At 45.1% G+C, this 14,324-nt stretch carries 11 protein-coding genes and 1 other annotated feature; of the genes, 8 read left to right on the plus strand and 3 right to left on the minus strand.

The features are described 5' to 3' along the window. Positions 1-24: 24 nt before the first annotated feature. The 4 genes from resB to IEY34_RS19450 are packed head-to-tail and all read left to right on the plus strand — an operon-like array spanning position 25 to position 5,593. A complete protein-coding gene (gene resB / locus IEY34_RS19435; RefSeq protein ID WP_189014379.1) occupies positions 25-1,692 on the plus strand; it encodes a cytochrome c biogenesis protein ResB in 1,668 nt (555 codons plus the stop codon). Continuing rightward, the gene (gene ccsA / locus IEY34_RS19440; RefSeq protein ID WP_189014222.1) at positions 1,689-2,948 is read left to right on the plus strand and encodes a cytochrome c biogenesis protein CcsA; all 1,260 of its coding nucleotides are present in this window, start codon (positions 1,689-1,691) and stop codon (positions 2,946-2,948) included. The genes resB and ccsA overlap by 4 nt, the downstream gene beginning before the upstream one ends. A gap of 37 nt (positions 2,949-2,985) precedes the next feature. Continuing rightward, a complete protein-coding gene (locus tag IEY34_RS19445; protein WP_189014224.1) occupies positions 2,986-3,699 on the plus strand; it encodes a response regulator in 714 nt (237 codons plus the stop codon). A gap of 1 nt (position 3,700) precedes the next feature. Continuing rightward, on the plus strand, positions 3,701-5,593 hold the full coding sequence (locus tag IEY34_RS19450; RefSeq protein WP_189014226.1) for a HAMP domain-containing sensor histidine kinase: 1,893 nt from the start codon (positions 3,701-3,703) through the stop codon (positions 5,591-5,593). A 126-nt stretch (positions 5,594-5,719) separates the two neighbouring features. On the opposite strand, the gene serA is transcribed toward IEY34_RS19450, so the two are convergent. Further along, positions 5,720-7,300, minus strand: coding sequence for a phosphoglycerate dehydrogenase (serA, locus tag IEY34_RS19455; RefSeq protein WP_189014228.1), 1,581 nt, complete (start codon positions 7,298-7,300; stop codon positions 5,720-5,722). 73 nt (positions 7,301-7,373) lie between these two features. Next, positions 7,374-7,604: a binding site (T-box leader), on the minus strand. Positions 7,605-7,830: 226 nt separating this feature from the next. Here serA and IEY34_RS19460 point away from each other — a divergent pair. Continuing rightward, entirely contained in the window at positions 7,831-8,154 is a 324-nt protein-coding gene (locus tag IEY34_RS19460) for a rhodanese-like domain-containing protein (RefSeq protein ID WP_189014230.1), read from the plus strand. A gap of 936 nt (positions 8,155-9,090) precedes the next feature. On the opposite strand, the gene IEY34_RS19465 is transcribed toward IEY34_RS19460, so the two are convergent. Next, complete coding sequence (locus IEY34_RS19465) at positions 9,091-10,011, minus strand: hypothetical protein (RefSeq protein ID WP_189014232.1); 921 nt, start codon at positions 10,009-10,011, stop codon at positions 9,091-9,093. Between the two features lie 91 nt (positions 10,012-10,102). Between IEY34_RS19465 and IEY34_RS19470 the strand changes: the two genes are divergently transcribed. From IEY34_RS19470 to IEY34_RS19480, 3 genes are all read left to right on the plus strand, one after another. Beyond that, positions 10,103-10,714, plus strand: coding sequence for a CPBP family intramembrane glutamic endopeptidase (locus IEY34_RS19470; protein WP_189014234.1), 612 nt, complete (start codon positions 10,103-10,105; stop codon positions 10,712-10,714). Then, entirely contained in the window at positions 10,711-10,914 is a 204-nt protein-coding gene (locus tag IEY34_RS19475; protein ID WP_189014236.1) for a hypothetical protein, read from the plus strand. The genes IEY34_RS19470 and IEY34_RS19475 overlap by 4 nt, the downstream gene beginning before the upstream one ends. A gap of 112 nt (positions 10,915-11,026) precedes the next feature. Next, positions 11,027-12,682 carry a stalk domain-containing protein gene (locus IEY34_RS19480; protein ID WP_189014238.1) on the plus strand — a complete coding sequence of 552 codons (1,656 nt, stop codon included), beginning with the start codon at positions 11,027-11,029 and terminating at the stop codon, positions 12,680-12,682. Between the two features lie 733 nt (positions 12,683-13,415). Here IEY34_RS19480 and IEY34_RS19485 read toward each other — a convergent pair. Beyond that, a complete protein-coding gene (locus tag IEY34_RS19485; protein WP_189014240.1) occupies positions 13,416-14,258 on the minus strand; it encodes a polysaccharide deacetylase family protein in 843 nt (280 codons plus the stop codon). Positions 14,259-14,324 lie beyond the last annotated feature (66 nt).

The following is a 14,324-nucleotide window of genomic DNA, read 5'->3' on the forward strand; positions in this document are numbered from 1 at the left end:
TGAAGTTTTCAGGAGGTCAACATGTTGTTTTACAACACCAAATGCGATTGTGGGCATCAGAATCCTACAGGAACTACACTCTGTGAATCATGTGGAAATCCGCTGATTGATATAGATGGCAGAGATATACTGGAAATGCGGTATGATGGCATGGCTCGCCGCTCGCAGAAATCGAATCCTTCGATATTGGATAAAGTCTGGAATTTCTTTTCCTCGGTTAAAATAGCGGTATGGATCATTTTCTTCACGGTTGTCGCTTCGGCGGTAGGCACCATTTTTCCGCAAGAAAATACGTTTCTGGATATGGATCCTGCCCAATATTACTCAGAAAATTACGGTACTCTAGGTACCATCTATCACGTGCTTGGCTTTTCTCATACGTTTAACTCATGGTGGTTCATTACCTTGCTGTTCATGATCGGGACATCGCTTGTTATTTGCAGCTTGGACCGTGTGCTTCCGCTATACAAAGCATTATCCAAGCAGCAAATCCGCAAGCATCTGAATTTCTTGACAAGACAAAAAGTCACGCTTACGACGGAGCTGCCTGCCGGAACGGATGAGGAAGCTTGGACAAGCAAGCTGGGCACGATTTTACGCAAAAAGAGCTATCGCATACATAAAGGCAAAGATGGAACGGCTCTGCTGGCAGAGAAATATCGTTTTAGCCGTTGGGGGCCCTATATTAACCATATTGGCCTCATCATTTTCCTGATTGGCGTCCTTATGAGAAGTATCCCAGGATGGCATATGGATCAATACATGGGCATTCTGGAGGGCGAAACGAAACAGATTCCGCATACGTCTTATTTTATCAAAAATGAGAAATTCACCTTGGAACTCTATGATGATAAAGATCTGCCTGAGAGCATCAAGGCCAAAGGACAGATTGTTCCAAAAACGTATGAAACACAGGCGGTGCTTTATCATTGCTCAGCGAATTGCGATGAGTCAGGCAAAGAGCCCGTACTTGAAGAAGTACATAAATCGAACATTCTTGTGAATCATCCTCTGGACTACAAGGGACTGCAAGCGTATCAATTTGATTACAAATCGACGCCGCTGCTCATTTCTGTAAAACCTACGTTAAGCAATCCGGCGACCGGTGAATCTTACGGAAGTTTTGATCTGCCTATGAACAACCCGAAGGAAGAATATCAGGCAGGGCCTTATACGTTGAAGTTAAAAGGCTATTTTCCAGAATTCGGGTTAGAAAAGGGTCAGCCAATTAGTTTATCGAATGAACCGAAAGCGCCTGCATTTATTTTTAGCATCACAGGTCCGGGACTTTCTGCCAACGGTGAACCCTATATGTATTTCCCACGGCAAGTGGATAAGGAGTCTTTCTCTCAAGACACCATTAACGGGGCTATCAGCCAGAAGTTGAAGCTTGCGGTAGGCAGCATGGAAGGTGTGCAATTCGCGAATTACACGACTTATTTGAATATTCGTGTGGATAAAGCGATGCCGTATATCTGGGTTGGCTCTGCGATCTTTATGATCGGCGTTATTATGGGCTTTTACTGGCAGCATAGACGGATCTGGATTCGAATAGATCAAGGCAAATTAACTTTAGGCGGACATACGAATAAAAACTGGTTTGGTTTGCGCAATGAAGTTGCAGCCGCCCTTAAGAAGAACGATATGGATGTATCACCAAAATCACTAGATACAGGAGGGAACCAAGGGTGAATGTAAATTCAGTCAGCAGCACCTTTTTACTTATCGCTTTTTTCGTTTACCTGGCCGCATTTTTGCTTTTCGTTCTTTCCATTACAGGCAGGAAATGGAGTAATCGCGATCCGGAACAACATACGAAGAGATGGGGGTTTGTCGCTTTTCTAACCTCCGTTGCAGGCTTTGCCTGTCATGTGACTTTCTTTTTTACAAGATGGGTGGAAGGCAGTCATATTCCAACTTCTAATATGTACGAGTTCATGACTTTCTTGGGCATGATGATTATGTTTGCTTTCTTGATTGTTTATCTGATTTATCGCACTCCGGTGCTTGGCGTGTTCGCATTGCCGATTGGCTTTATCATTATTGCTTATGCTTCGGTATTTCCAAGTGAAGTTCAGCCATTAATTCCGGCCTTGCAAAGCTATTGGTTGAAAATTCACGTTACGACCGCAGCAGCAGGGGAAGCGTTCTTCGGTGTTGGTTTTGCCGGTGGATTAATGTATCTCATGCGTGCAGTCGATTACAAAGGAACGACGAAAGTCGATAAGCGCGAACAAAGAGGTTTGGAGCTGACGCTCTTTTTCATCTTGATGCTCATTGCCTTTATTGCCTCTATTTTTACATTTAACGGTTCGGGGTATAAGGCTGTCTTCTCCAAACAAGTGGTTGTCACAGATGCACAAGGGCAGCAACAAACGAATACGCAGAACGAAACATACGTACTGCCGCCAATCGTGAAACCTCACGGCATGGACGTTGTTTCAATGAAGCCATTCCTTGGCATGAATGAACCATTGTTCGCAGCGCCGTCCTGGATGGAAGGGGCAAGTGCCGGACGTAAGCTGAACACGGTCATTTGGTCCGTACTCGGTGGATTAATCCTCTATGCACTTGCTCGGTTGGTAGCGCGCAAGCCGTTGGGTGCTGCTATCGGACCTGTTGTGAAAGGAATGGATGCCGAAGATTTAGATGAAATCAGTTACAGGGCAATTGCCATTGGCTATCCGATCTTTACACTCGGGGCACTGATCTTTGCCATGATTTGGGCGCAAGAGGCTTGGGGACGTTTCTGGGGCTGGGACCCCAAAGAAGTATGGGCACTGATCACTTGGTTGTTCTATGCCGTCTTCCTGCATCTGCGGCTGTCCAAAGGTTGGCAAGGGAAGAAATCGGCTTGGTTAACGGTGATTGGTTTTATCGTGGTTATGTTTACTTTGGTTGGGGTAAATCTTGTCATTGCAGGTCTTCACTCCTATGCGGGTGTATAACATAGTTGAACAAAATTAGATAAGGATGTGAAGCTACATGGAAATGAAAGCTAGCATACTCGTTGTGGATGATGAGGAAAGAATTCGTCGACTGCTCAGGATGTATCTGGAAAAAGAAGGCTACATTATTGAAGAAGCAGAAGATGGCGAGACCGCGCTGCGCATGGCGACGGATTTGGATTTTGACTTAATCTTATTAGATGTGATGCTGCCTGGTATAGATGGGATTGAAGTTTGCGCTAGGCTTCGTCAAGTGAAATCAACGCCAGTAATTATGCTGACGGCCAAAGGCGAAGAGACGAATCGCGTAAGCGGCTTTGAAGTGGGAGCGGATGATTATGTTGTTAAACCGTTCTCGCCTCGCGAAGTGATCTATCGCGTTAAAGCTATTTTGCGCAGATCCTCTGCGACCGCTTATTTATCCAAAGATGCCAGTTCAAGCAACAATATTGTCTTCCCTAATTTGATTATTGAGCATGATGCCCATCGGGTAACAGCGGGAGGGCAAGAAGTCGCCTTGACGCCTAAAGAATACGAATTGCTTCACTATCTAGCGGTTTCTCCGGATAAAGTGTTCTCGCGTGAGGAACTCTTGAAAGATGTATGGAATTATGAATTCTTCGGTGATTTGCGGACGGTCGATACGCATGTAAAGCGGCTTCGTGAGAAATTAAACAAAGTATCCCCGGATGCTGCCGCAATGATTACGACCGTATGGGGAGTAGGCTATAAGCTAGAGGTGCCTAAATAACGTGTTTATATTCAGAAGTGTCGTCGGTAAGCTTTGGTTAACGATTATTGGCTTAGTTGGGGTTGTTTTGCTCATACTAGGCTTTTTTCTTGTCAATTACATGCAAAACTATTTCTCTCAAGCGAATGATCAGAGTCACATTTTGGAAAAGCTGGCTCTTAAATTCTCAGAGGAAGCTTCCAATCATATGTTCAATGAAGAGTTCTATCAATTAAGCAATGAGCTGTTAGGCTTTCAGGACGCGAGAATGCTCATCATCTCGACGGATATGAAAGAAATGGAATTGCCTATTTCCAAAAGCAGTGAATTAATAAGCTTTCATGCGTCGAACTTCTACACAGCGGCGGAACTTGCCCCCGTCTTCGCGGGTCAGACGATTTCCAAACCTGTGAATATGCCTGGCAAAGAGAAATTCAAGCTGGGCAGCGATTATCTGGTCGTGGCTGTGCCCCTGAGGAATCTACAAGGAAACATTGTGGGCGCCACGATGATTTATCAATCTTTACAATCTTTAGAAGCTACGCAAAAATACATGCTGAAATTGTTTATCTATGTTTCTATCGTAGGCTTCCTGATGACGACTTTCTTCGCTTTCTTCTTGTTCTCACGGATAACAAGGCCGCTCCAGCGCTTGAAAAAAGCAGCGGATTTGATCACGATGGGGGAATATGGAACTCGCGTCCCGATTCAATCCAAGGATGAGATCGGAGAGCTTGCCAAGACATTCAACCATATGGGTCAGAAAATGCAGGAAAGCATTCGCGCCCTTAGCCAGGAGAAGGAACATTTATCCAGTATTCTGCGCAGTATGACGGACGCGGTTATTACCCTGGATGCCAATGGATTCGTGATGCTTACGAATCCGCAAGGTGAGAAGATTGTGCAAGAGTGGAGCGAAATTGAATGGTCTGAGGACGATGAGGAAACGCGGCGCTTCCGCAAGCCGGATACCGCGCTCGGTGATTGGGGTCTGACAAGCTTCAGCAATCCCTATTCGAGTCCTATTCCTGTTCCGTTGATTCCGCTTTTTGAAGCGGTCGTAGATGAATCTTCGGAAGCGGCAACGAAACTGCATGTGCAGAATGGCGTCTGGTCAGTCGCCATGACACCGCTCTACACAAGCGATCAAGTGCGCGGCGCCGTTGCCGTCTTGCGTAATGTCACAGAGGAGGAGCGGCTCGATAAGCTGCGCAAAGATTTCGTAGCGAATGTATCGCATGAACTGCGCACGCCGATCTCCATGCTGCAGGGCTACAGCGAAGCTCTGCTGGACGATATTCCCTCCACGCCGGAGGAAAGCAAGGAGCTGGTGCAGGTCATTCATGACGAGTCGCTCCGCATGGGACGGCTCGTCCGCGACCTGCTCGACCTGGCCCGGATGGAAGCCGGCCATCTCGAACTTGTCTTCAGGGAGGTCGAAGTCGACCCCCTGATCAAGCGCATGCACCGCAAGTTCTCGGTGCTGGCCAAAGAGCGAGGCATCGCGCTAAGCGCATCGCTGCCGGATGAACCGCTCATCCTCCTGCGGGGGGATGAGGACCGGCTCGAGCAGGTGATGACGAACCTGCTCGACAATGCTTTCCGGCATACAGCCGCAGGGGCCAGTATTGCCGTCAAAGCGGAGTCCGCCGTCTTCAAAGATAAGCCGGCGATTCGCATTGAGGTCTCTGATCAAGGGCAGGGGATCCCTGCTGAAGACCTGCCGTTTATTTTTGAACGTTTCTACAAGGCTGATAAGGCCCGTACGCGCGGCTCATCGGGCGGAACAGGACTTGGTCTAGCCATCGTCAAAAACATCATAGAAGCACATTATGGCAGCGTTAAGGTGCAAAGCCAACTAGGTCAAGGGACAACCTTCACCATTTTCCTTCCATGTGAACCCAAAATAGCTTAATATCACGTAATTCGACATGAAAAAGGCGTTTGCTGAGAGGATCTCTCAGCAAACGCCTTTGATTTTGTAGAATATTCAGACAAAATCTTGTTGTTCGTGAAACACTTTGTGGTGTTTGCTTACAAGTTATACGGTAAGAGCACGAACATTCACGATTTCTGCTTGTTCCGACAGCTCATCCAATACGTTTGAAGGTGCTGATTTATCAATCGTCAAGACCATGATGGCAGAACCGCCGATGACTTTACGACCAACCTGCATAGTCGCAATGTTCACGTTGTTTGTTCCGAGCAGGGTACCTACACGACCGATGATACCAGGCTTATCATTGTGTGAGATCAGCAGCAAGTTGCCTTCAGCTGCGAAATCTACAGGGTATTGGTCGATTCGAACGATGCGCTCGCCGTAGCCAGCTAGCAATGTGCCTGCAAGTGTTTTCTCTTCTTGCTTTGTTTTTACTGTAACAGTGACCAAGTTGGTGAAACTGTTGGATGTGTTTGATTTCTGAACCACGATGTTCACATCACGCGATTTCGCGAGGTGCATGGCATTGACGATATTGAGGCCTTCAAGTTGTTTCTCGAACACGCCTTTGACGATGTAGCGAGTTAATGGACTTGTGTCGACATCAATTAAGTCGCCAGCATAGTTGACTACGATTTCGTACACAGCGCCTTGGGCGATTTGACCAAGAATGGAACCGATTTTTTCGCCAAGTCCGAAATAAGGTTGAAGTATGTTCAATACATTCGCTGGTACTGGCGGCAAGTTAACCGCATTTTTGAATGGTTCATTGCGCAGGATGTGAAGAACCTCTTCGGAAACATCAATAGCTACGTTTTCTTGCGCTTCAATCGTGGAAGCACCCAGATGAGGCGTTACGATGACTTTAGGATTGTTCAAGAATGGGTGATCCTGTTGTGGAGGTTCAACTTCGAATACGTCGAAAGCCGCTCCTGCAACAATGCCTTGTTCAATCGCTTCTACCATGGCCATTTCATCAATGATGCCGCCGCGCGCACAGTTGATCAAACGCATGCCTTTTTTCATGATGTCGAATTGAGGCTTGGAGATCAAGTGACGCGTTTCCGGTGTGAGGGGTGTATGCACAGTAATGAAATCAGCTTGTGCAACAATTTCATTAACCGTTCCTAATTTAACGCCAATTTTCTCCGCACGTTCTTCCGTTAAAAACGGATCGTAGCCGATGACTTCCATGCCGAACACTTTAGCGCGTTTCGCTACTTCACTGCCAATACGTCCCATACCGAGAATACCGAGTGTTTTGTTGCGAAGCTCAACCCCGATGAATTTGCGATCCCATTCGCCGCCAACTGTTTTCTTGTAAGCTTGTGGAATCATGCGTGCTGTAGACATCATCATGGCAAAAGTAAGCTCGCATGTTGCAATCGTGTTTCCGTCAGGAGCGTTGATCACGATAATTCCGCGTTTTGTAGCAGCTTCCAAATCAATATTGTCAACACCGACACCAGCACGGCCAATAACCTTGAGCCTCGTGCCAGCACTCATAATTTTCTCCGTTACCTTCGTTTGACTGCGAACAAGAAGTGCGTCATAATCGCCAATGATGGCGATGAGTTCATCTTCAGAAAGACCAGATTGCTTAACGACTTCTACATCGGTTGCATCATAAAGCATTTGAATTCCCATGTCACTAATTGGATCGGATACTAGAACTTTGTACATAATTCGGTTCCTCCTTAGAATATGAACATAAAAAAACTCCCAGCCCTCAGGTACAGACATATGATGTCTGTATCCAAGGGACGAGAGATTGCTTTCGTGGTACCACCCTAGTTCGCTGCCCATTCGCACGGGGAGCCTCAATTGGTCTTGCGACCTGGAACTGTAACGTGTTCCGTTCCGATTGCATCTACTTAAATTCAATGCAATAACTCTGGAGTGCTCCGTAAATATTCGCTGCCGATTCTCACCTGCCATCGGCTCTCTGAAAGCTACTTTATTTACTTGGCTCCGTCAACGCTTTACTGTGATAGAATTTTCATTAGATTACCATGCGATTGAAATCGTGTCAATACATGTCGAATCAATTTCACAAGAAATTCATATTGATTTCTTATGGGAATTGCTCCTAGCTTTTTGTTTATTTTAAAGCAATAAAGATGAGAATGCAATGTAAATTCGCTTGTATTTTTGCCTGTTTTTCGATATCGTACTGTTTACATCGACATTATAGCTATGGAAGGAAAGTGCATATGGAAGTATCCAGCATTCACCCCCAAAAGTTTGTTGAATTTCTAGATCAACAAGCGCTGCAAGACAGTGTTATCATTGATGTAAGGGAACCGCATGAATGGGACTTTTATCATCTGGAAGAAGCCAAGCTGATCCCTATGCAGCAAATTCCTCATCGGATCGGCGAGCTTCCCGAGGATCAAGATATTTACTTGGTATGTGCGCATGGTGTGCGCAGCCACCGAGTAGCAGAGTATTTGCAAGTGAATGGGATCGAGCGGGTCATTAACGTGGATGGCGGCATGGCGGCAATCGCGATGCTCCGCGGGTTTCAATACGACTAACATAAAGGGGCTGATCTGAAGGCAAATTTACCTTGAGGCAGCCCCTTTATGAATTCAAAAACCTCAATTCACTCAAAAACCTCAATTCACCATTCCGCCTATACACAACTTTATAATGCCAATCCAGTTCATTAGAATGACAGTTTGATATGCAGGAGCTCAGCGGTGCTCAACCCTATTTGTTAACGTTGTTTTTCAACGTTACAAGTGCTGAAGTAGCCTCAGTCGCCCTTGTAACGCTGAATTTCAACTTTAACTCGCCTGAAATGTAGTTCCCGAAGTAGGCTCAGACACACTTTAACGCTGAAATTCAACCTTATCCTGCCTGAAATGCTGTTCAAGGTGCTCAGTTCTGCTTTTTAACGTTGTTTTTCAACGTTAAGGTTCCTGAAGTAGCCTCTGCCGCCGCTGTAACGTTGAATTTCAACCTTATATTGCCTGAAACGCTGTTCAAGGTGCTCAGTTCTGCCTTTTAACGTTGTTTTTCAACGTTAAAATTCCGAAGTAGGCTCAGACACAACTGTAACGCTGAATTTGAACCTTATCCCGCCTGAAATGTCGTTCATGGTGCACAGAGTTGCTTGTTAACGCTGTTTTTCCGCGTTTCGCGTGAAACTCCCGTTATCTCTTGAATTGTGCTGACAGGTTCTTATTCCTTAGAGCAGCTGTATCTCTCTTTGGTAACTTGGGAGCATGGGGGGGATAGGCAAGCTAAAAAGCACTCTCAGCTAGCTTATTCTCTGTGCGTCGAGCCCCTCCATCATGATAGGGGGCGACACCACAAAGCAAACTCGGGGTGGACTGGGGTCGGGCTTCGCTCAACCCCACCCCCAAAAAGAAGGAGCCAAGCGAACAATCCGCTTAGCTCCTTCTTCACCTTCTACTGCTGACGCGCATTCAACAAAATTACTTTTCAGCCAGCCAGCCATTTCTTGTTTAATTCACATCAGAGAAGAATGGCAGCTGTGGCAGTACTTCGTTGGCGTACCATTTGGATTTGCCTTTGACAAAATCCCCAGAACGGACAGCGTTCGTACTTAACAGAAGATCCATCGTTTGATTCACATCGCTTACATTCAGTTTCTTTGCTTGTCCCGATGCGATGAATTCATCGATGCGAATTGTAAGATCTTGCGGATAAAACGGTATGAACGATTTGTTTTTGAGTAATTTTGCCGTTATGTACAGATTTTTAACATTTATATTCATAGCGCGCCATTGGTCCAAATTGGCGTTGTTGTTAGGATCGAAGTTCTCGATGTCGTGATCGATGGTTCCGTTCCACGCGACAATAGAATCATAATAATTTTTTTGAGCTGTCAAAGCTTGCGTTTTGGCTTCTTGGAAATAGGCATCTTTCTGAATGGCGTCCATCAATTGAGCGCCTCTAAGCCCGTTGGCTTTGCTTTGGTAACTTTTCAAAGTGTCCGCAAACAGCTTCAAACTCTTCAGATAGCCTTGATGGGACTGAACGAGCAGAGGTGAGGAAGCGGGCATGTTCTTGCTTTGCAGGACGCTGTATTTCTCATCTGCTAATTTATATAGTTCTTTCAATACAGCAGAAGCATCAATCGTGGAATTCCCCAGCTCAATTTGACTCATCAACTCAAACCATTTATTCTGAAATTCCCTAAAGGGTAAAAAGATGGTATGGTAATATGAAACCAATACTTGTTGATCATAAGCCCCAATTTCTTGGACGACAGCCTTGTCAGCGTTTAAAATTTTATCGTATTTTTGATCAGATTTTTCCTGGCCGACTCTCAAACCGTAGAAAAAGGCGCCTAGGATACAAACAAGCATAAAGATAAACATGAGGGCGAATAAATAATCTGTGCGGGTAAGACGCTTATCCATAATCAAGCTCCTTATTCTCTCTTTTTCTTTTAACTTAGTATAGGGGAAATAGCTATAAAAGGGAATATGTCAGGAAAAGAGGTATTTCGACATGAAAAAATTCGATTTTAAAAACATTCGTTTTGGAAAAGTGGATATGAATGAGTTAAATGACCGAACTTTATTGCTTAATCTGTACATAACCCAACTGCTTACGCTTATTATCGGAATTATCATCTTATTATTTCAGAGCAATTCTAAGATTCTTTCGATTTTGTCGTTTCATGGCGGTTGGAAAGTGCCGATGTGGGGGACTATATTTGCACTGCTTGTTCTTGGTGTTGATATTTTAATCTCGAGATGGGTGCCCAAAGAAGTATCCGATGATGGCGGGATTAATGAAATGCTGTTCGGGAAAAGGGCACTTTGGCACATCGCGCTTATTTCTCTGATTGTGGCTATTTGCGAAGAAATGCTTTTTCGCGGTGCGATCCAGCATGCTTGGGGTCCTTATTGGACCAGTATTTTGTTCGCGGCTATTCATATTCGGTACTTACAGCACTGGTTAATGACGGGAATGGTCTTTAGTATTAGTTATGGACTTGGTTGGATCTATCTTCAAACAGGCAGTTTATGGACCCCCATAATTGCTCATTTTATTATTGATTTTGTGATGGGCTGCATATTGCGGTTTAGCAAGGAGGAGGAAGAACAGAGCGTATGAATGCAGAAGGAAACACGCCGCTGCGGTCTAATCGCAGCTCAAAGGAAATGCCAGTGGATGAAACTTATTTACCGCCACGTAAAGCAGTGCATCCCTCTGAGCAAGGAAAGTGGACAGGCATTTTCTACCTCAGCTTACTCTGGATTTTCATTATTCTTGTTGTAGGTCTGACCATTTGGGGCATAAAATACTATTCTTAGACCTATAAAAAATGGGTCTGTCGAACTATGTCGAAATATCGAAATCAAAAGCTATGATAGAATCATAGCTTTTTTTGTTGTTTAAATTTACTTGAACGGGGGATTCTGAGAAATGAAAATCACTCATACACAGCGATGGATTTCCTTTTTGAAAGTCACAGTCATACTTTTTGTTTTCTTATCAAGTTTTGTTTGGTCGGCCAAGCCCTCCTATGCTTTTTCTTATGAATACCTCAGTTATCCACAAGGGAATGTAGGTCTCTTACGTCCCAATACGGGGCTGTCCGTAGAATTCAGTGACAGCATGTCCCCGGATAGCTACCAAATGTACATCAATGAAGATGAAGTGACAGCTACATTTGATCCGACATCGCATAAATATGATTATTTGCCAAAAGCTGATTTAAAGCCGGGCGCGTATAAAGCTCGCATGACCTTCAATTTCAAAGGGTATCCACCAATATCTATTAATTGGACATTCTCGGTAATCAAGTCTGCCGTTTCGTTGTCATCCGAAGTGTCCAAAGAGCAGGAAGACGGATTGCGAGCCATCAATGATTACCGATTGAAACTAGGATTATCCAAAGTTAAGTTCAGTGATGCCTTAAATACGGCAGCTCAGAAGCATGCGCAGTATTTGCTCCTAAATAAAATCGATCCGATTAATACCTCCGTCTCGCTGCATGATGAGAAACCAGGGTTACCGGGGTTTATCGGCAAATCATTAAGTGAACGGGCGGGGTACATAGGTTACTCACGGGCAAGCAGTGAAGATGTGGCGTTTAATCCGGTCTCATTAGTTGAAGCGATCGACAGTCTCTTTGACGCTCCCTATCATCGCTCACCGTTCCTGGTGCCGAGTTTAGATGAAATTGGCGTATTTCGAGCAGGGGATTACCATGTTATTGAATTCGGTTTTGCTGAGGGCGCTGCTCCGGAACTAGTCGTCTCGCCTAGCAATAAGGATGGTTATGTCCCAACCAACTTTGATGGACACGAATCGCCGGATCCACTTCGCATTCATGCGGGATTGGCCTATCCGGTAGGTTATCCAATTATGGCCTCAGTGAACGGGGGTGGCGTTAAGAAAGTTGCTTTACAGGAAGCGGAACTGAAGGATGAAGCGGGGAATACACTCACTTTGCTGAAGAATGATTCGGTGAGAGATACTCATTTGGAGACGGAAGTGATTCTAATGCCTTCCAAACCGCTTGAATTCGATAAAACGTACAAAGCATCTATTAAGCTTACGGCAGCGATGGAGGATGGCTCTTCCAAATCTTATTCGAAAGAATGGACCTTCCACACTGAACCAAGCAAGGGGTACGGGGTCGCGAAGCTTCACGAAGATGCAGCGACGTATGCCAATCAGATGGTTGAACCAGCAGCAAAAGGAAATCACCTTGTCACGATTGGACTAACGGGTGATACCTATACCCTTGATCAAGTGCCTTACCCGATGAAACAAAAGCCGTATTTGCGTGATGGCACTACCTATCTCTACATCAGAGATTTGGCCGCGGCGCTAGGCGCTACAGTGGAATGGGACGACAAACAGAAAGCTGCTGTATATAAAAAAGGCGATAAAAACATTTTATTCTTTACGAATAGAAGTGCTTATAGCCTAAACGGTGTAGAAACCTCAACGGATACAGCCGCGCTGCTTATTAACGAAACGACAATGATCCCTGTTCGCTTGCTATCAGAGGCGCTTGGCGCGAATGTCGCCTATGAAGCGAGCACCAAGACCGTCAAAATCAGTTACTGAGTAAATACCGATTATAAAAAAAAGGCTGTTTCAAAAGGTTGAAAACCTTTCGGGCAGCCTTTTTTATTATAATAAAACTATAAGTTTTTGGGAGGGGGGGGGATTTAAGATGTTCCGTCCCATAGTGCTGAAAGAAATCCAAAAATATCGAGACTGTGGAGAACCGAATTAAGGGTTTAAACTTCTCGCATGTGAAGGGTGCCACGATCTTAAGGAGGTGCCCTATCAAAAAGACATGTTTTTGGGTTGGGGTGAGTGTAGCTTGCCCAGAAATTAGGAGTGACTCCGGTCTCCAGACTGAGCCGCGATACTAGCAAAAGCAAAATGTGTCTGGAAAGCGAGTTTGAGGGAACTACAGTACGCTATAATTCTGAAAACCGTCATCTTCCACGCCAGAGGGAACTACGGTCCGCTATTGCACCATTTCCCGGTCAGAATCAGCAGTTTTCGCTTAAATAGCGGATTTCAGTTCCCTTTCATGCTATGTTTACCTCAGTTTCCGCCAGTTAGCTGATTCTAGTTCCTTTTCACACGAGGCTCTCTGAAGCAGCTTCATTGTTCGAGAATCTGCTGTTTGGGGAACATAAGCAAGCGAGGAGTGCTTATTGTTTGTTTGTGTGCACATCTCGCGGACAGCAGTAGACGCCAAAAAAAGAAGCTAAGCAGATACAAACTTCTTAGCTTCTGTCCCGGTTATAAACAATAGTTGATTATCCTATCAACCTCACTTTTGTTACTTCATTTCAAGTTCAATCGCATTCGGATCTACAAATGTGTATCCTTTTTCCTCAAGCTGCGTGAGTAAAGAATCCAGCGCTTTTACCGTCCACGGAAGCTCATGCATCAAAATGTTGCTGCCATTATGCAGTTGCTTCAGCACATTTTCGATGACTTTACCCGAATCGTTTCTCTGATTGGTCATCTCCCAGTCCAGGGAGCCGTTAGACCATGTCATATACAGCATGCCTTTGCCCTTGATCTTCGCTTTCAGGTAGTCATTGCCTGAACCGAACGGAGGCCGGAAAAACTGAGGTTCCTGACCGATCAATTCCTTGACGATTTTCTGCACATCCTCGACTTGCTGGTCTATCTTGTCATTGGTCATATCTTTCAAGTTATCATGATCCCAAGCGTGATTGCCGACGATGTTCCCACTGTCGTGAACCAGCTTAACAAGCTCAGGTTTTTGTTTAATCCGGTAGCCATTCATAAAAAAGATAGCTTTGGCTTTATGCTTTTGCAGCGTATCAATGAGCGCTTGATTCATGGCTTGCTCTTTGGGGCCATCATCAAAGGTAAGCAGAATCACTTTTTTATTGCCATTAGGGTCGTTGGGGACAATATCATAATTTTTGTTCATATGATAGTCCTTCTTCACTGCTTGTTCCACAGGTTTCGTGGGTACTGGCGTCGGTGTTGGTGTCGCGGTTGGCGTAGGGCTTGGCGTAGCGGTGGCGACGGCAGACGGTGGCTGAGCTGTGACAGCAGCAGGCCCTTTGCTAGGTTGAGCACTACCGCAAGCTGCTAGAAGCAGCATTACGCTAAGCAACATTACACTGGCTTTATTATTCATCATTGGTGTTCTCCTCAGGTTCATTACTAACTTGTTGATCTCTTCATATAGTACCACATTTCTACGATA

This window comes from Paenibacillus marchantiophytorum (assembly GCF_014640555.1).
GTDB lineage: Bacteria > Bacillota > Bacilli > Paenibacillales > NBRC-103111 > Paenibacillus_E > Paenibacillus_E marchantiophytorum.

Excerpts from the sequence above, each read along its gene's own strand:
- IEY34_RS19475 (WP_189014236.1), top strand. The coding sequence starts at position 10,711 with ATGAATGCAGAAGGAAACACGCCGCTGCGGTCTAATCGCAGCTCAAAG.
- IEY34_RS19470 (WP_189014234.1), top strand. The coding sequence starts at position 10,103 with ATGAAAAAATTCGATTTTAAAAACATTCGTTTTGGAAAAGTGGATATG.
- serA (WP_189014228.1), bottom strand. The coding sequence starts at position 7,300 with ATGTACAAAGTTCTAGTATCCGATCCAATTAGTGACATGGGAATTCAA.
- IEY34_RS19480 (WP_189014238.1), top strand. The coding sequence starts at position 11,027 with ATGAAAATCACTCATACACAGCGATGGATTTCCTTTTTGAAAGTCACA.
- IEY34_RS19460 (WP_189014230.1), top strand. The coding sequence starts at position 7,831 with ATGGAAGTATCCAGCATTCACCCCCAAAAGTTTGTTGAATTTCTAGAT.
- IEY34_RS19485 (WP_189014240.1), bottom strand. The coding sequence starts at position 14,258 with ATGATGAATAATAAAGCCAGTGTAATGTTGCTTAGCGTAATGCTGCTT.
- IEY34_RS19465 (WP_189014232.1), bottom strand. The coding sequence starts at position 10,011 with ATGGATAAGCGTCTTACCCGCACAGATTATTTATTCGCCCTCATGTTT.
- IEY34_RS19445 (WP_189014224.1), top strand. The coding sequence starts at position 2,986 with ATGGAAATGAAAGCTAGCATACTCGTTGTGGATGATGAGGAAAGAATT.